This is a genomic window from Tepidanaerobacter syntrophicus, from assembly GCF_001485475.2.
In the GTDB taxonomy this organism is placed as follows: Bacteria; Bacillota; Thermosediminibacteria; order Thermosediminibacterales; family Tepidanaerobacteraceae; genus Tepidanaerobacter; species Tepidanaerobacter syntrophicus.
The window spans coordinates 364,457-379,940 of record NZ_DF976999.1 but is presented as its reverse complement, the minus strand read 5'-3'; the positions used below and the strand labels follow the sequence as shown (position 1 = coordinate 379,940).

The window sequence follows — 15,484 nt, the reverse complement described above, 5'->3', positions numbered from 1 at the left end:
TAATTTTTAAAGGAAGGGAAGGATTTTTATGCCGGTTATAACGATAGACGGAGGCAAAATGACAAAAGAGCAAAAAGCCGCCTTAGTAAAGGAGCTGGTGTCTGCTGCAAGCAAAATACTTGAAATCCCTGAACAAGCCTTTACAACGATTATAAGAGAAAATGATTTTGACAACATAGGAAGCGGCAAGACGCTGCTTTCAGAAAAACACAATAAATAACTTAAAATGCTCCGGAACCCCGGAGCTGTTTTTGTATACAACGAAAATTTTATGCTATAATTATGAATAGAAGGTCTATTTTAACCAGAATATCAAATAAAATCAGGAGGCGGTGACAGTGGATAGAATCGAAATTGTCCAAGGGGACATTACCAAGATGGAAACAGATGCCATAGTAAATGCCGCAAACAACACACTTCTCGGCGGAGGAGGAGTGGACGGCGCCATACATCGGGCGGCAGGACCGGGACTTTTGGAGGAGTGCAGGAAACTTGGAGGCTGCGAGACAGGCGGGGCAAAGATTACAAAAGGCTATAATCTGCCTGCAAAATATGTCATACACACAGTAGGACCGGTGTGGCATGGAGGAGTAACAGGAGAAGACGAGCTTCTTGCATCCTGCTACAAAAACTCCCTAAAACTTGCAGTAGAGCACGGCATAAAAACCATCGCCTTTCCATCGATAAGCACAGGAGCATATAGGTTTCCGGTAGACAGGGCGGCAAGGATTGCGGTAAGGGAGATAGTAAATTTTCTAAAAAACGACGGCAACATCGAAAAAGTCTATATAGTTTGCTTTGACAAAAGAACCAGGGAGGCATACGAAAAAGCCCTGGAAGAAATCGAAAAAGGGGGGATTATATGAGATACGGAGTAATAATGGCAGGCGGCGGAGGAACAAGATTTTGGCCGCTGAGCAGAATTAATACGCCTAAGCAGTTTTTGCACATAGCAGGCGAAGACACAATGATAAACAACACTATAAAGAGAATCAAAGAAATCGTGCCGGTGGATAACATAATGATAGTTGCCAACAAGGCCCAAGAAAATACACTGCAGGAGGCGGTTTCAGAGGAGATAAAAGACGAGAACATACTGCTGGAGCCGGTGGGGCGAAATACTGCGGCATGTATAGGATATGCGGCAATGACTATCAAAAAGCGGCATGGAGATGCTGTGATGGGCGTATTTCCCTCGGATCACTATATAAAGAATGTGACTGAATTTAGAAGGATTTTAGAGGCGGCTTACGAAATTGCCGAAAGCACGGATAAACTGGTGACGATAGGCATAAAACCTACATTTGCATCTACCGGATACGGCTATATCAGATATAATAGGGATAACTTTATATCCAGCGATGGAAGACTTGCCTACGAGGTAGTGGATTTTGTAGAAAAACCGCCTTTTTCAAAGGCTAAACAATACCTTGAAAGCGGAAATTACCTTTGGAACAGCGGTATGTTTATATGGAAGGTATCAGTTATATTAAAAAGTTTCGAAAGATTTTTACCAAAGCTTTACAGAAGCTTAATGGAATTGGAGCCCTATATTGACACAGAAGAAGAATGGAGCCAAATAGAAAAAATATATCCTACAATGCAGAGCATATCCATAGACTACGGAATAATGGAAAGATCCGATGAGGTAGTGGTGATACCGGGGGATTTCGGATGGAGCGACGTGGGATCATGGGATTCACTGGGAGAAGTGTTCCCGCCTGATGAAAACGGAAACATCATGAGGGGCGATATAATAGAGATAGATACCCGCAACTCTGTCATATATACGAACAGCCACCTGGTGGCGGCGGTAGGCTTGGAAAACATGATTGTTGTAGAGACCGCTGATGCGCTTTTAGTATGTGCAAAAGAAAGAGCCCAAGACGTAAAGCGGGTTGTGGACAAACTAAAGGAAATGGGCAGGAAAGAACTTCTCTAGAAAAATTCATGAAGTATAAGATAGATTTTCATCTTTAGCGCATCATTAAAATCCCTTAAATCAAGGCCTGTCATGGCGCAAATTTTGTCAAGACGATAAATCAGGGTATTCCTGTGAATATAAAGCTTTCTGGCTGCTTCTGCAATGTGCAGGTTGCAGTCTAAGAAGACCCGGATAGTGCTGAGCGTATCTATATCAAAACTTTCAAAATCTATCTCGTTTTTATACTCGCTTCGTATTTCAGGAGAAAGTTGGGAAATAATGAGCTCCAAAGGCATTTCGGCATAGGACATCACCCCGAACCTCTTGCCGCAGGCAAACTCCAAGGCCTTTTGGGCGTTGACAAAAGCTCTGCAGAGCTCAGCTTGAGAACCTGCTATACCCCCCAGACTGATGGCGGTTTTTTCCGATACTTCCTCTGCCAGAGTCTGATAAAGGGCCTCTGCCGCCTCCCGAAGCTCATTCCTGTCTTCTGTGGGCAGAATAAGTGCCAGAATATTGTCTATATGTACAACAATGCCTTCCTCAAAGGCTTCTTCAACAAATTCCCTGGTCTTATCCGTAAGATTACTGTTTACAGCTACATCGCCGCCCTGAAAACTGCTGTCATTTGGAGTGCAGCAGAAAACCTCATTTTGTATAAGAATAAGGCCTGAAGGAAAAGGAAAATCCGATACAAGAGAAGGCTTGCCGCGGATAAAAGCGGCAAGCTCCATATCATATCTTGACTTTACGATGCTTTCAATAAAAAAACAAAAATCCTCTAGCCGCTCCTTTGAAAGAGCAGCTTTTAATGTATAGCTTTTTCCTGCCAGCAAAATGCTTTTCTCATTGGCATTTTTACCAAAAGACTCCCTACCGAAAACCATCTCTCCATTTTCGTCAAACAGCACAAAATCAGCCCTTATATTAGCATTTATTTCAGATAAAACTTGTATTAGCAAATCATTCATTCCAGAATCCTCTTTGTTGTTTCTTTATCAAAAAGATGAAGTTTGTTCATATCAAAGCCGATCTTGATATTATCTCCCACCTTGGCGGTGCTGCGGGGATCCACTCTTGCAATAAGAGAATACTGGCCTAAGGTAAGATATAAGAAGGTTTCAGAACCTAAAAGCTCAATAATATCCACCAAAACACTAAAGCAGTAATCGGGGAAATAGTCCAAAAATGCCGGCTCATCGTGGATATCCTCCGGCCGTATGCCTAAGACTACCTCTTTGCCTACATAAGAAAGATCTAGTTTTTTAGCTACTCCGTCAGGTATTGGCAGCTTTATCCCTTCAAAGGCAACATAAATAGTGTCACCTTCCCTTGTAAGAGCCGCATCTATAAAGTTCATCTGAGGGCTGCCGATAAATCCTGCCACAAAAGTGTTTGCAGGATGATCATATATATTTTGCGGAGTATCCACTTGCTGAATATAGCCGTCTTTCATAACAACTATCCTGCTGCCCATAGTCATTGCCTCAGTCTGATCGTGGGTGACATAGATAAACGTGGTCTGAAGCCTGTCGTGGAGCTTTGCGATTTCAGTACGCATCTTTACGCGAAGTTTTGCATCAAGGTTTGACAAAGGCTCGTCCATTAAGAATACCTGAGGCTCCCGGACTATGGCTCTTCCCAAAGCCACACGCTGCCTCTGACCTCCGGACAGCGCCTTAGGCTTTCTGTCCAACAGGTTTTCGATACCCAGTATATTGGCAGCTTCCTTCACACGCCTGTCGATTTCCGACTTTGGAATTTTCCTAAGCTTAAGGCCGAAAGCCATGTTGTCATACACATTCATATGAGGATAGAGGGCATAGTTCTGAAAAACCATAGCAATATCCCTGTCTTTTGGAGATACGTCATTTACCAATTTATCCCCGATATAAAGCTCGCCTGAGGAAATTTCCTCAAGCCCTGCCACCATTCGAAGAGTTGTAGACTTGCCACAGCCGGAAGGACCTACCAAGACCACAAACTCCTTGTCCTTAATTTCCATATCAAAATCTACAACAGCCTTCACCCCGCCGGGGTAAACCTTATTTATGTGTTTGAATATTACTCCTGCCATTAAGATCTTCTCCTTCGATTATATAATATATTAATTCCAAAATCATTATATCCATTGTAATATATTTGCCGATTTTATTGAATTGAAAAAATAACAGAAGATTGCGCTGTAACTTCTACATTTTAAACAAAAATTATATGGTATAATATTTCTATAATACCTTGAAGAAAGGACCTTATATGGCGAAAAAACTGTTTAAAGCGGCGCTTGTATTTGCTATTTGCAGTATCTTAATAGGAGCGGTGTTTTATCATACTGCCACCCGGCCGGCTGTTTTAAAGGAAGCGAGTGGAGAGAGCAGGGATTTCCTCGATGAGGAAGCGGTAAAAAGCGAAAGGGGAGCAAATACTTTTGCCACTTTTCTTGCGGTAGGAGATGTGATGATGCATGAAGGACAAATATGGGCCGGCTATAATGACGCAGCGGGTAGTTTTGATTACTCGGAGTTTTTTCATGTAGTAAAAGACCAGATCTCCGGGGCGGATATAGCCATGGCAGACCTTGAGACAACCCTTGGCGGAAAAGAAAAAGAGTATACCGGTTACCCTATGTTCAACAGCCCTGACGAAATTGCAGATGCACTGCGGGATGCAGGCTTTGACATAATAGTGACGTCCAACAACCACAGCCTTGACAGGGGCGCGGAGGGGGCGCTTAGGACTATAAGGGTCTTAAAAGAAAAAGGACTTATTCCTATAGGGACATATGAGTCAGAGGAAGCCAGAAACCAAATTGCCGTAGAGAATGTAAATGGAATCAATATGGCGTTTTTGTCCTACACCTATGGCACAAACGGCATACCGATACCAAAGGGCAAAGAATATCTGGTAAACCTTATAGATAAAGATTTGATAGCAGGAGACCTTCAAAAAGCAAGACAGATGGCAGATGTAGTAATAGTGTATCTGCATTTTGGGGAGGAATACCAAAGGATGCCGTCGAGTGCCCAAAGAGAGCTGGCCCATTTCGTGCTGGAAAACGGGGCGGATGTGATAGTGGCAAGCCATCCCCATGTGACACAGCCCAGCCAGTGGGTAGAGGTCAGCGATTCTGACGAAGAAAATGAGATCCCCGGCACAGAGCAGTCAAGTCCGACAGAATCCGGCAGCACTGATAGCGGCAACACCGGAGAATCGGTTTTCCCCGGCACAGCTCAGCCCGGCCGAAAGTATATCATATATTCTATGGGCAACTTTATATCGGCACAAAGATTTCCTCATACAGAAGAAGGGCTTATGATAAAGGTAACTTTTGAAAAAGATGCAGAAAGCGGCAAAACCCATATATTAGATGTAAAAGAAATTGATACATGGGTGGACAAATTTGTAAGAGACGGCAGAATGAGGTATGTAGTAAGATATGGCAAAAAGCCGGCGTAAAGATAGAGCAAAGGTAGTAGTTTGCCAAAAATATAGGACCGGGTACTTTGCGGCAAATTTTATGATATAATAACGAAAGTAAATAAATTGATTAAGGTTCGGTGAGGACATATATGCCAAAAGAGATGAAGTCTGAGATAAAAGAGTGGATTAAGGCTATCGGGTTTGCGCTGATTCTTGCTCTGCTTGTGCGGGGCTTTATTTTTGAACCCATGATAGTGCCAACAGGTTCTATGATACCTACTATTCAAATAAACGACAGGATTCTTGTAAATAAGTTTATTTATAGATTTCAAGAGTCGCAGTATAATGATATTGTGGTTTTCAGGTATCCCGACGACCACCGGCAGATTTTTGTAAAGCGGTTGATAGGCAAGGGTGGGGATACTATAGAGATAAAGAACGGCGTGCTTTACAGAAACGACATACCCCTAGATGAGCCTTACATAAAAGAGGCGATGTGGGGGGATTTTGAAAAACACACAGTGCCGGAAGGGCATTATTTTATGATGGGAGACAACCGAAACAACTCTAAAGACAGCAGATTTTGGAACAACAGCTACGTTTCCAGAAAAGAAATCATCGGCAAAGCCACCTACAGAATCTGGCCCCTAAACCGCGCCGGCCGCCTAGAATAAGGAGAACACATGGGGACGGTTCTTTTGTGTTCTTTTGTGTTGCTTTCACGCTGTTTGGGAGGATAACACAAGGGGTCAGTCCCTCTGGGAGAACACATGGGGACGGTTCTTTTGTGTTGTTCCTTTTGGGAGAACACATGGGGACGGTTCTTTTGTGTTATTGCGCACCACCACGGGAGAACACGCGGAGGAACACGCAACACAAGGGGTCAGTCCCTCTGTGCTACCTCCGTGCTCTGCGAAGCCCTATGTTCCGTTGCGGCAAAAAGGCGGTCAGCGGCTTCAGGAGAACACGCGGGGACGGTTCTTTTGTGTTCTTTTGTGTTGCTTTCACGCTGTTTGGGAATGACGAGCTGCTGACAACACAAGGGGTCAGTCCCTCTGTGCTATTACGCGCCGCCATGCCAGCAGAACACAAGGGGTCAGTCCCTCTGCGTTATTCGTACCACCGTCAGCATAAAAGGCTGCCTTCCCGAGGGCCCATTCTGTTTACCCCACCCGCCACTTCTTGACACGTCATGCTAAATTTTCTTTATATCTAAACCATGAGTCGGTTTTAAAAAGCAGAAAAACGGAGGTTTTATGGAAAATTGCGGTTATTCATGGTATACTTGTCTTAAGCAAGAGGAGGGAAGGTGACGGATATGGCGGAAAAGGAAATTAATGCCGGAGGCACAGGAAACGACGGACAAAACACAAAAGGGCCTGTTGAGCCAAAAATATATGAATCCGGATATTTTTATCTGTCACAGCAAATAAACGATTTGAGAAATCATATGGATGCAAAATTTGACAGATTAGATGCAAAGTTTGAGTCCATGAAAAAAGAAATGGATTCAAGATTTGATAAAGTAGATGCAAAGTTTGATATGGTCCATAAGGAAATAAAAGATTTATCCGATAAAATCGATGCAAAGTTTGAAGCAGTCCATAAAGAAATTAAAGATTTATCCGGCAAAACCGATGCTAGGTTTGATAGAATAGAGGATAAGGTTGATAATTCCAATAAATGGGCTATTGGTTCTGTAATAGCAGTACTTATCGGGACTATTAGTGTAATTGTAACTTTACTGTTGAAATAGCCTTAAAGGTGGGAGCTGTCCCACCTTATTTATATAGGTAAACCATAGGAAACCCTCGAAATTTCATTCCATGGAGGAAAGCGTATGCTACGCAGCACAAGGGGTCAGTCCCTCTGCGCTCATCCGTCCTACTTGTTTCTTAAAATCTTAACCCTACTATCTTCTTAAATTATAAGGTATAATAAGGTAAAGAGGTGATAAAATGGGAATACAAAACCCCCATGACAAATTCTTTAAAGAAATATTCGGCAATGTAGAAGTAGCAGAGGACTTTTTTACTAACTACTTGCCTCAAAGCGTATTAGATATTATAGACCTTAAAACTATTGAACTTCAAAAAGACAGCTTTATCAACAAGGACTTAGAAGAAAGCTTTTCAGATCTTTTATTTAAAGTAAACATAAATAATACACAAGGCTATATCTACTTTCTCTTTGAACATAAAAGCTATCCATCAAAGGACATAGCATTTCAACTCTTAAAGTATATGATAGAAATCTGGGAATCAAAGGTTAGAAAGGAACAGCTAAATAAACTTCCAATAATAATACCTCTTGTAATATACCACGGAAAAGAAAGATGGAAAGCAAGCACCGCTCTTAAAGAGATGATAACCGGATATGATAAGCTTCCCGAAGATGTAAAGATATACATACCAAACTATGAATATTTACTTTATGATATATCAAGATTTACAGATGAAGAAATAAAAGGAAAAGCGCAACTTAAAATATTCTTTACCACAGTAAGAGACATATTTACTAAAAGCGGTAAAGGAGCATGGGATTCTATTGATAGAGCAATAGCATATCTAAAAGAACTTGAAGACAAACAAACAGCAACCGAATACTTTGAAACACTTATGCGCTATATATTCAGTGTAGACAAGAGCTTAACAAGCTCGGATGTTAGCAAGATAGTTAAGAAAATCGAAACTACTTACCCCGAAGGGAGTGAAGTTGTGATGACACTTGCTGAAAAACTTAGAGAAGAAGGTTTAAAAGAAGGCCTAGAAAAAGGACTTGAAGAAGGGCTGGAAAAAGGTCAAGTAACAGCTCTTGCGAAAACTGCACTAAAACTACTTAGCAGAAAGTTCGGCCCTTTGCCGGAAGAACTTAAATCCAAGATATCAAAATTAGATGCAGTTACCCTAGAAGTTATAATTGATGGCATCTTTGACTATGAAAGCTTAGATGATGTGAAAAAGTATATAAAATAAAGGCGTCAAGCACTCACTTATACACTTATTAAGTAACTGATACACAAGAGAACTGACCTTAGCTGGTTGGTTCTTCTTTTTTTAACCAGCCAATTAGGTAGGCTTAAAAAGTATTAGCTTACCTGGAGGCGTCTTTCTTATCATTATATCGTTATTTTTATCTACTCTCGGGAAACGTAGTATTTTTAAATGCTCTGAAGATGTCCTTTTTGTGCCTTAAATCAAACATGGTATATTATTATTGTTTACTGTATAATATAATTAAAAGCAATCTAAGCAGTAAAAGGATAGGCGCACGGAGGTAAATATGGCATTTAATATGGATAGCATTAAAGAGGCTTTGAAAAAAGATAAGATAAAGTGGAGTGGACATATTTTAACTAGAATGCAGCAAAGAGGAATAAAGATTAAAGATATTATAAATTGCCTTTCAAACGGAGAAATTATAGAGTATTATGAAGATGACTATCCTTATCCAAGTTGCCTTATACTAGGCAATACAGTTGATAATAAAAGTATTCATGTGGTATGTGCCTTGGAAGAGGACAATATTTGGATGATAACGGCATACTACCCGAGTAAAAGCGAATGGTTAGATGATTTAAAAACTAGAAGGAGGTAGGTACCATGAATTGCATTATTTGCAAAGCTAATTTGACAGAGGGAAAAGTAAATCACATTGTTGATTTTGGAGAAGGAATAATAATTATAAAAAATGTGCCTGCAAATATCTGCAAGCAGTGTGGAGAGTATTATCTAGATACCAAAACAGCCTTAAAATTAGAATCCATTGTGGAAGAAATAAAGAAAAACAAAGCAGAAGTATTTATTGTAAACTACAGTGAAATGGTAGCTTAATAATGGCATCAGGCACTCACTTATGCACTTATTAGCAAGACACGGCACATTAAAAGAAGAATTGATCTTAATCGGTTGGTTCTTCTTTTTTTTTTAGAAATCTGGGAATCAAAGGTTAGAAAGGAACAGCTAAATAAACTTCCAATAATAATACCTCTTGTAATATACCACGGAAAAGAAAGATGGAAAGCAAGCGCCGCTCTTAAAGAGATGAAACAGCACAGAGGGACTGACTCCTTGTGTTAAATACAAAAAACCCTTGCGAGTTTAATCACAAGGGTTTTAGATTTCTTATTTGGTGGAGATAAGGGGATTCGAACCCCTGGCCTCTTGAATGCCATTCAAGCGCTCTCCCAGCTGAGCTATATCCCCGGAAACTTTTACAGACGCTTATCAGTATACCACTTTTGCAGGATATGTCAAGACAAAAAACCAAGTAGTCAGTTCTTGCTGAACGCCTTGATATATATGGTATGGTGGGCGCGGCAGGTTTCGAACCTGCGACCTCTTGAATGTGAGTCAAGCGCTCTCCCCCTGAGCTACGTGCCCATATATGGTGGAGATAAGGGGGATCGAACCCCTGACCTTCTGATTGCGAACCAGACGCTCTCCCAGCTGAGCTATATCCCCAATTTCCAAAATTTAAGTGCGACAGCAAATTTATTATAATATAAAACGTGACAAAATTCAAGAGCCGCAATTTCCCATTTTAGCGGCGAGATTTTATTGAGTTTTGCTCGCCTCTTTGTTATATTGATGGTAAGGCAAATAATAGGAGATGAATTTCGTGAAATTCAAAGGCGGATATACTAATTACGGCCAAACTATTGGTATACTAATGCTTGACACGATTTTCCCAAGGCTCCCGGGCGATATAGGAAACGCTGAAACATTTGATTTTCCGGTGAAATACAAAATAGTTAAAGGCGCCCAGCCAAACAAAATAATGGGAATAGGTGTGGGATGGTCTTCTTACGATATTCCTGTTATAATAAAGGGGATGAAAGAAGACGCGATATTTCCGTCGGTTTTTATAGGGAACAAGCCTGACCTAGATTTGGAAATATTAAATTATGAAATCAAGGAAATGACAGAAGAATTTATCACCGAAAATCCCGACGCCGGAGCTATTATTTTGGAATGCACTAACATGTGTCCTTTTACCCGGATGATACATGATATATCAGGCCTTCCTGTTTTTGACATAAACAATCTTGTAAACTTCATTCATTATTCAGTAAAGCCAAGAAAATATATTATTTAAATAATGGAGGCGAATGTTAAAGTGAAAGTTGGGTTAATTGGTTTACCTACAGTGGGGAAGACCACTTTTTTTAATTTACTTACACATGCAGGAATTGAGACCAGCGCTTTCCAAAGCGGAAAACTGGATGCGAATTTTGGCCTTGCAAAAGTTCCGGACGAAAGGGTGGATTTTCTAGCCGAAATCTACAAGCCGAAAAAGGTTACATATGCACAGATAGAAGTTACAGACATACCGGGCCTTACAAGAGGAGAAGGGAAAGGCGGCAACCAGTTTCTGGATAATATAAGGAAGGTGGACTGCCTGGTTCACATAGTAAGGGCATTCAAGGACGAAAATGTAATACACCCGGAAGGCTCCATAGATGTTTTAAGGGATATAGAAAATATTAATTTGGAACTTCTTTTAGCAGACCTGCAGCTTGTGGAAACAAGGCTTGAACGAATAAATACCAGTAAAAAGATTACCAAAGAGGCCGAAGCCGAAAGAGAAATCTTGAAAAAACTTCGGGAGCCACTGGAAAATGAGATAGGAGTTTCTGATATAGAACTTTCCGATGAAGAGAAAAAAATGATAGAACATCTGGATTTTTTTACTGCAAAACCGATGATAATAGTGGTAAATATTGACGAAGACCAGCTGGTAAACGGGTGGGAGCAAAGAGAAGAAGTACTCAGATACTGTAAAGAGAAAAATCTTCCGGTGCTTGAAATAAGCGCAAAGACAGAGGTAGAGCTCAGCGAGCTTGACGAAGGAGACAGGGCTGAGTTTATGAAGGAACTGAATATTAAGGAGTCTGGAATAGATATGCTGGCAAAGGCTATTTACGAGAAATTGGATCTCATATCCTTTTTGACTGCCGGCGAAGATGAGGTCAAAGCATGGACAATAAAGAAAGGAACAAATGCGAAGGCTGCTGCAGGCAAGATCCATTCTGATATAGAGCGGGGATTTATAAGGGCAGAGGTAATCAACTTTAAGGATTTTAAAGAATGCGGCGGAAGTATGGCAAAAGCTCGGGAACTTGGAAAACTCAGGCTTGAAGGCAAAGAATATATCGTTCAGGACGGCGACATTATCAATTTCCGATTTAATGTTTGATTTGACTGAAAAAATCCCTTGTGATATATTTATGACAAAGCAAACTCAAACGGGGTGATATTTTTGGACCAACCCGATGAAATAAAAAGGGTTTCAGTAGCTGTTATAAAGCGGCTTCCTAAATACTATGAGTGCTTGGGGAATTTGTTAAAGAACAACGTGGAGCGGGTTTCATCCCAAGAACTTAGTAAAATTTTAGGTTTTACCGCATCCCAAATAAGACAGGATTTAAACAATTTCGGCGAATTTGGCCAGCAAGGCTATGGCTACAATGTTCAACAGCTTTATCTTGAAATATCTAAAATTTTAGGTTTAGATACAGTGCATAAGATGGTTCTTATAGGAGCGGGGAATCTTGGCCAGGCTTTGGTAAATTATGGCGAGTTTAGAACCCATGGCTTTGATATAGTGGCGGTTTTTGATACAAATCCTGCTTTGATAGGCCGTAAAATTAATAATGTCCCTATATATTCGACAGAAGAGATTGAATATTTTATTAAAGAGAACGAGATAGATATTGCGGTAATGACAGTGCCAAAAGGCGAAGCTGAAAAAGTCGCAGGTATCCTTGAAAAAACTCGCATTCGAGGCATTTGGAATTTTACACCGGTAGAAATCAAACTTGAAAATGAAGATATTCTTATAGAAAATGTGCATTTAATCGACAGCCTCTTTACTTTAAGCTATCGAATAAACGAAAATAAGCTTCAGAAAAGGCTTTTAAAGCAAAAACGAAAAATCTTTCCAAGGCCGTAGATAAACAGCCGCTTATGTGATAGAATAAAGTTAATATGAAGCATAAAGAAGGTAATGGGCTTGAAAAAAACACTCAACCTCATATTAATTTTATTTATGATTTTTGTGCTTGCAGGCTGCAGCGGCAATTCACCGGGAGCAGAGCCTTTAGGTCAAGCTGCAGAGCCTCCTGCGGAAAATATGGCTTTTATATATTATATAAAGTCGGGCTTTCTTGTGCCGGTAAGCTATAATATCGATGTAAATTCAGACAATTATATAGAAAAGGTCAGCACTACCATTAATTTGCTGTTTTCAGGCGATGTGCCGGAAGGATTTGAAAGCGGCGTATCAGATGTAAAGATAAATAGTTTGAATATAAATCAGGATATTGTATCAGTGGATGTTTCCAGGGAATTAACTGAACTTGCAGTAAAACAAATCGTCTATACCCTTACAGAGTGTGACAATATCCTTCATATAAATATCAGCGTAAATGGCAAACCTTTTGCGAGCATGCTGGAAAGACCTAAGTTCATAAACCCGGTAAACCCGGAGCAATACGCACAAGACAAGGACAATCCGGCAGAACTTAGTAAATACATTACTGTCTATTATACCGATAGTAACAAAAAATATTTAATTCCTTTGACTATCAAGACCGATAAAACATCGGCGGAAGACAGGGCAAAAGAAGCACTAAGATATTTGTCAGAAGGTATAGAGGGAATAGAGGGCATAAGTGTTTTTCCAAACAAAATGAAAATCAGGGAATTTCAAATAAAAGACGGAACAGCGGAGATTGACCTGGATTTAGATGCGCTTTTTGCATTTAATGATGAAGTTCAGTATGCCGAAATTGCAATAGATTCTGTAGTGCGAACCCTTACTTCTATCGACGGCATTGACCAGGTTCAGCTTTTAGTAAATGGCAAGAAGCTAGATTACGTTACGAGCAATATGAGCATTAAAGACCCGATCAAACCTGAAAAATGGTATAATAAGGTAAAATAGGAAATTCAGCGCCTTGAGAGGAAGGCTGTTTTGAGCGGTAAAGCTTTAAACAGTCTTTATTTGTCTTTTTCATATTTTACAATTTGATTACACTTATTTTTTTATAGAGGATTTTAAGCTATAGAGTCGAAGTTATTAATATGTGATTTATTATTACTAGACTAACTGCAGCTATCATAGGAGGTTTTCAAAGACATGCTAAAGAAAATATTTGCCGCAGCCGCAATCTTTCTTTTATTTATAGGCCTTCCCGCATACGCTCTTGCAGATGCAAAGCCTATCGAAATTTACATAAATGGACAAAAAGTTGATTCCGATGTGCCGCCGGTTATAGTAAATGATCGGACACTGGCACCTGTGCGAGTTATTTCTGAAAACCTGGGGGCACAGGTTGCCTGGGACAATACAAACAGGCTGGTGAAAGTTGCCACAGCTTCCAAAAATATTACACTAAAGATTGATGATAAAAAAGCAGTAGTAGATGGGCAAGAAATCACCCTTGACGCCCCTGCCACAATAGTAAACGACAGGACGCTGGTACCCCTGCGATTTTTAAGCGAATCCCTAGGAGCTGATGTAACTTGGGACAATGATCAGCGCAGAGTCGTAATAAACAGCGGCAAAACTAAGATAACGGGTTTTTCCTATGAAGTAGTGGATGGCAAACCTGCAGTTGTAATTATGGGAGACGGACCGCTGAACTACAGTGAAGTAAATACTGATATTGAGGGTAAGTTTGCAATCGACGTTGAGGCGAACCTTGGAACAAAGGAAAACGTTTTTGATGTGGACAGTGAATTTTTAGATAAGGCAATTGCAGGGGAAATATCAGTGGATCCTCCTACTGCACGAATTGTTTTAAATCTAAAATCTGCAGCTAGTCCTAAAATAAGCAGCTCATCAGATAAAAAGAACTTGTATTTGACTTTTGATACCGTTTTAAAAGATGTGACGGCAAAGAAAGACGACGGAGATTTAAAGGTAAATATAGAAGCAGCAGACAGCTGTACCATAAATTATTTTCTCCTTTCAAACCCCGACAGACTGGTGCTTGATATCAAAAATATCAAACTGGGAGAGAAAACCTCGGTGGATACACCGGACAACGATTTCGTAGAAAATATAAGGCTGGGGCAATTTTCCGATGATACCGTGCGCGTAGTTTTTGACTTAAAGAAGGACGCTGCTTATCAAGTAAGTCAAAACAGCAGCGATATATCGGTTGTTTTTTCTAAAATTGATACCATCACGAATATTGAGGTTACAAATCAAGGTGGAGTAGCATTTATAGATATTGATGCTGACGGCAAAATCAATTATGAATTTACCGAAGGAAAAAATAAGAAGAAGTTTAAACTTACTGCGTATAATGCAGGACTTGGAGAAGATTTGGCAAACAGCGGAACAATAAATGTAAACAATGGAGTAATAGACAGGATAGAGTTTTCAAAGATAAAAGACGGAAATGCCAGCAATCTTGAAATCACATTCTATGCTGCTTCTTACTCTACGGGGCAGCTGCTGTCAAATTCTCCATCATCCCTTATAAGGCTTGAAATGTACCCATCACAAACAGCTGCCGAAGGCCTGCTTACAGGAAAGAAAATAGTAGTGGACCCCGGCCATGGCGGCAGCGAGTGCGGAGCTTTGGCAAATGGCGTGCAGGAAAAGGACATTAATCTGGGAATTGGCCTTAAGCTTGCAAAAGTTCTTGAAGATAACGGCGCCGAAGTCTATATGACAAGAGATGATGATACATACGTGGGCTTGTATGAAAGAGCGAATATGGCAAATGATTTAAACGCCGACCTGTTTATAAGCATACACAGTAATGCCACAACCGGTTCCACTCCTTCCGGAACCGAAACCCTATATTATCCCACGGCAGAAAAGAAACTTCTTGCCCAGGCGGTGCAAAAAGCTTTGATAAGTGCCATAAATTTAAACAATAGAGGAATAGTAGAGCGCCCGGGCCTTGTAGTCACCAGAGAGACAAAGATGCCCTCAGTACTGGTGGAAGTCGGCTTCATGACAAATCCTAACGATTTTGCGCTTTTAATGGATGACAGCTTCAGACAAAGAGCCGCCGAAGGGATATGCCAGGGGATAATCGACTATTTCAGCCAAAAGACTGATTGACACCAAAATTAGGGTCTGATATGATATGTTTGATTTTTACATGTGGGGGGAGAT

Annotated in this window: 16 protein-coding genes, 3 tRNA genes and 1 pseudogene; 15 read left to right on the top strand and 5 right to left on the bottom strand. The window is 40.5% G+C overall.

All coding sequences use genetic code 11. The features are described from left to right. Positions 1 to 28 precede the first annotated feature (28 nt). The 3 genes from dmpI to TSYNT_RS02715 all read left to right on the top strand — a co-directional run bounded on the left by dmpI (position 29) and on the right by TSYNT_RS02715 (position 1,942). On the top strand, positions 29 to 220 hold the full coding sequence (dmpI, locus tag TSYNT_RS02725; protein ID WP_059031601.1) for a 4-oxalocrotonate tautomerase DmpI: 192 nt from the start codon (positions 29 to 31) through the stop codon (positions 218 to 220). 118 nt (positions 221 to 338) lie between these two features. Further along, positions 339 to 866 carry an O-acetyl-ADP-ribose deacetylase gene (locus TSYNT_RS02720; RefSeq protein WP_059031600.1) on the top strand — a complete coding sequence of 176 codons (528 nt, stop codon included), beginning with the start codon at positions 339 to 341 and terminating at the stop codon, positions 864 to 866. Next, a complete protein-coding gene (locus TSYNT_RS02715) occupies positions 863 to 1,942 on the top strand; it encodes a mannose-1-phosphate guanylyltransferase (RefSeq protein WP_059031599.1) in 1,080 nt (359 codons plus the stop codon). Before TSYNT_RS02720 ends, TSYNT_RS02715 begins: the two co-directional genes overlap by 4 nt. Here the strand turns inward: TSYNT_RS02715 and TSYNT_RS02710 are convergent. Together TSYNT_RS02710 and TSYNT_RS02705 are read right to left on the bottom strand one after the other, a co-directional pair. Further along, complete coding sequence (locus TSYNT_RS02710; protein ID WP_059031598.1) at positions 1,939 to 2,895, bottom strand: PucR family transcriptional regulator; 957 nt, start codon at positions 2,893 to 2,895, stop codon at positions 1,939 to 1,941. The two genes, TSYNT_RS02715 and TSYNT_RS02710, sit on opposite strands and share 4 nt — an antisense overlap. Continuing rightward, on the bottom strand, positions 2,892 to 4,001 hold the full coding sequence (locus TSYNT_RS02705; protein WP_059031597.1) for an ABC transporter ATP-binding protein: 1,110 nt from the start codon (positions 3,999 to 4,001) through the stop codon (positions 2,892 to 2,894). The genes TSYNT_RS02710 and TSYNT_RS02705 overlap by 4 nt, the downstream gene beginning before the upstream one ends. A 179-nt stretch (positions 4,002 to 4,180) precedes the next feature. Here TSYNT_RS02705 and TSYNT_RS02700 point away from each other — a divergent pair, with 179 nt between their 5' ends. From TSYNT_RS02700 to TSYNT_RS02670, 7 genes and pseudogenes are all read left to right on the top strand, one after another. Continuing rightward, a complete protein-coding gene (locus TSYNT_RS02700) occupies positions 4,181 to 5,380 on the top strand; it encodes a CapA family protein (protein ID WP_059031596.1) in 1,200 nt (399 codons plus the stop codon). A 113-nt stretch (positions 5,381 to 5,493) separates the two neighbouring features. Next, positions 5,494 to 6,018 carry a signal peptidase I gene (gene lepB / locus TSYNT_RS02695; RefSeq protein ID WP_059031595.1) on the top strand — a complete coding sequence of 175 codons (525 nt, stop codon included), beginning with the start codon at positions 5,494 to 5,496 and terminating at the stop codon, positions 6,016 to 6,018. 644 nt (positions 6,019 to 6,662) lie between these two features. Beyond that, entirely contained in the window at positions 6,663 to 7,100 is a 438-nt protein-coding gene (locus TSYNT_RS02690) for a hypothetical protein (RefSeq protein ID WP_059031703.1), read from the top strand. Positions 7,101 to 7,302: 202 nt separating this feature from the next. Beyond that, the gene (locus tag TSYNT_RS02685) at positions 7,303 to 8,319 is read left to right on the top strand and encodes an Rpn family recombination-promoting nuclease/putative transposase (protein WP_059031594.1); all 1,017 of its coding nucleotides are present in this window, start codon (positions 7,303 to 7,305) and stop codon (positions 8,317 to 8,319) included. A gap of 307 nt (positions 8,320 to 8,626) precedes the next feature. Next, a complete protein-coding gene (locus tag TSYNT_RS02680) occupies positions 8,627 to 8,941 on the top strand; it encodes a DUF4258 domain-containing protein (protein WP_059031593.1) in 315 nt (104 codons plus the stop codon). 5 nt (positions 8,942 to 8,946) lie between these two features. After that, the gene (locus TSYNT_RS02675; protein WP_059031592.1) at positions 8,947 to 9,177 is read left to right on the top strand and encodes a type II toxin-antitoxin system MqsA family antitoxin; all 231 of its coding nucleotides are present in this window, start codon (positions 8,947 to 8,949) and stop codon (positions 9,175 to 9,177) included. A 27-nt stretch (positions 9,178 to 9,204) separates the two neighbouring features. Beyond that, a pseudogene (locus TSYNT_RS02670) lies at positions 9,205 to 9,423 on the top strand (Rpn family recombination-promoting nuclease/putative transposase); the annotation flags it as partial. Between the two features lie 50 nt (positions 9,424 to 9,473). Here TSYNT_RS02670 and TSYNT_RS02665 read toward each other — a convergent pair. The 3 genes from TSYNT_RS02665 to TSYNT_RS02655 all read right to left on the bottom strand — a co-directional run bounded on the left by TSYNT_RS02665 (position 9,474) and on the right by TSYNT_RS02655 (position 9,807). Further along, positions 9,474 to 9,549: transfer RNA gene (locus TSYNT_RS02665), tRNA-Ala, on the bottom strand. 102 nt (positions 9,550 to 9,651) lie between these two features. Beyond that, positions 9,652 to 9,726: transfer RNA gene (locus tag TSYNT_RS02660), tRNA-Val, on the bottom strand. A 5-nt stretch (positions 9,727 to 9,731) separates the two neighbouring features. Next, positions 9,732 to 9,807, bottom strand: a tRNA-Ala gene (locus TSYNT_RS02655). Between the two features lie 157 nt (positions 9,808 to 9,964). On the opposite strand from TSYNT_RS02655, the gene TSYNT_RS02650 reads away from it, so the two are divergent. The 5 genes from TSYNT_RS02650 to TSYNT_RS02630 all read left to right on the top strand — a co-directional run bounded on the left by TSYNT_RS02650 (position 9,965) and on the right by TSYNT_RS02630 (position 15,430). Further along, positions 9,965 to 10,441, top strand: coding sequence for an aspartate/glutamate racemase family protein (locus TSYNT_RS02650; protein ID WP_059031591.1), 477 nt, complete (start codon positions 9,965 to 9,967; stop codon positions 10,439 to 10,441). 21 nt (positions 10,442 to 10,462) lie between these two features. Then, positions 10,463 to 11,542: a redox-regulated ATPase YchF gene (ychF, locus tag TSYNT_RS02645; protein WP_059031590.1), complete on the top strand. Its 1,080-nt coding sequence runs from the start codon at positions 10,463 to 10,465 to the stop codon at positions 11,540 to 11,542. 63 nt (positions 11,543 to 11,605) lie between these two features. Beyond that, positions 11,606 to 12,298, top strand: a complete 693-nt coding sequence (locus TSYNT_RS02640; protein ID WP_059031589.1) for a redox-sensing transcriptional repressor Rex — start codon at positions 11,606 to 11,608, stop codon at positions 12,296 to 12,298. 60 nt (positions 12,299 to 12,358) lie between these two features. Then, a complete protein-coding gene (locus TSYNT_RS02635; RefSeq protein WP_059031588.1) occupies positions 12,359 to 13,291 on the top strand; it encodes a GerMN domain-containing protein in 933 nt (310 codons plus the stop codon). A gap of 195 nt (positions 13,292 to 13,486) precedes the next feature. Next, entirely contained in the window at positions 13,487 to 15,430 is a 1,944-nt protein-coding gene (locus TSYNT_RS02630; protein ID WP_059031587.1) for an N-acetylmuramoyl-L-alanine amidase family protein, read from the top strand. Positions 15,431 to 15,484 lie beyond the last annotated feature (54 nt).

Coding starts and splice junctions, on each gene's coding strand:
- dmpI (WP_059031601.1), top strand. CDS start 29: ATGCCGGTTATAACGATAGACGGAGGCAAAATGACAAAAGAGCAAAAA.
- TSYNT_RS02715 (WP_059031599.1), top strand. CDS start 863: ATGAGATACGGAGTAATAATGGCAGGCGGCGGAGGAACAAGATTTTGG.
- TSYNT_RS02710 (WP_059031598.1), bottom strand. CDS start 2,895: ATGAATGATTTGCTAATACAAGTTTTATCTGAAATAAATGCTAATATA.
- TSYNT_RS02705 (WP_059031597.1), bottom strand. CDS start 4,001: ATGGCAGGAGTAATATTCAAACACATAAATAAGGTTTACCCCGGCGGG.
- TSYNT_RS02700 (WP_059031596.1), top strand. CDS start 4,181: ATGGCGAAAAAACTGTTTAAAGCGGCGCTTGTATTTGCTATTTGCAGT.
- lepB (WP_059031595.1), top strand. CDS start 5,494: ATGCCAAAAGAGATGAAGTCTGAGATAAAAGAGTGGATTAAGGCTATC.
- TSYNT_RS02690 (WP_059031703.1), top strand. CDS start 6,663: ATGGCGGAAAAGGAAATTAATGCCGGAGGCACAGGAAACGACGGACAA.
- TSYNT_RS02685 (WP_059031594.1), top strand. CDS start 7,303: ATGGGAATACAAAACCCCCATGACAAATTCTTTAAAGAAATATTCGGC.
- TSYNT_RS02680 (WP_059031593.1), top strand. CDS start 8,627: ATGGCATTTAATATGGATAGCATTAAAGAGGCTTTGAAAAAAGATAAG.
- TSYNT_RS02675 (WP_059031592.1), top strand. CDS start 8,947: ATGAATTGCATTATTTGCAAAGCTAATTTGACAGAGGGAAAAGTAAAT.
- TSYNT_RS02630 (WP_059031587.1), top strand. CDS start 13,487: ATGCTAAAGAAAATATTTGCCGCAGCCGCAATCTTTCTTTTATTTATA.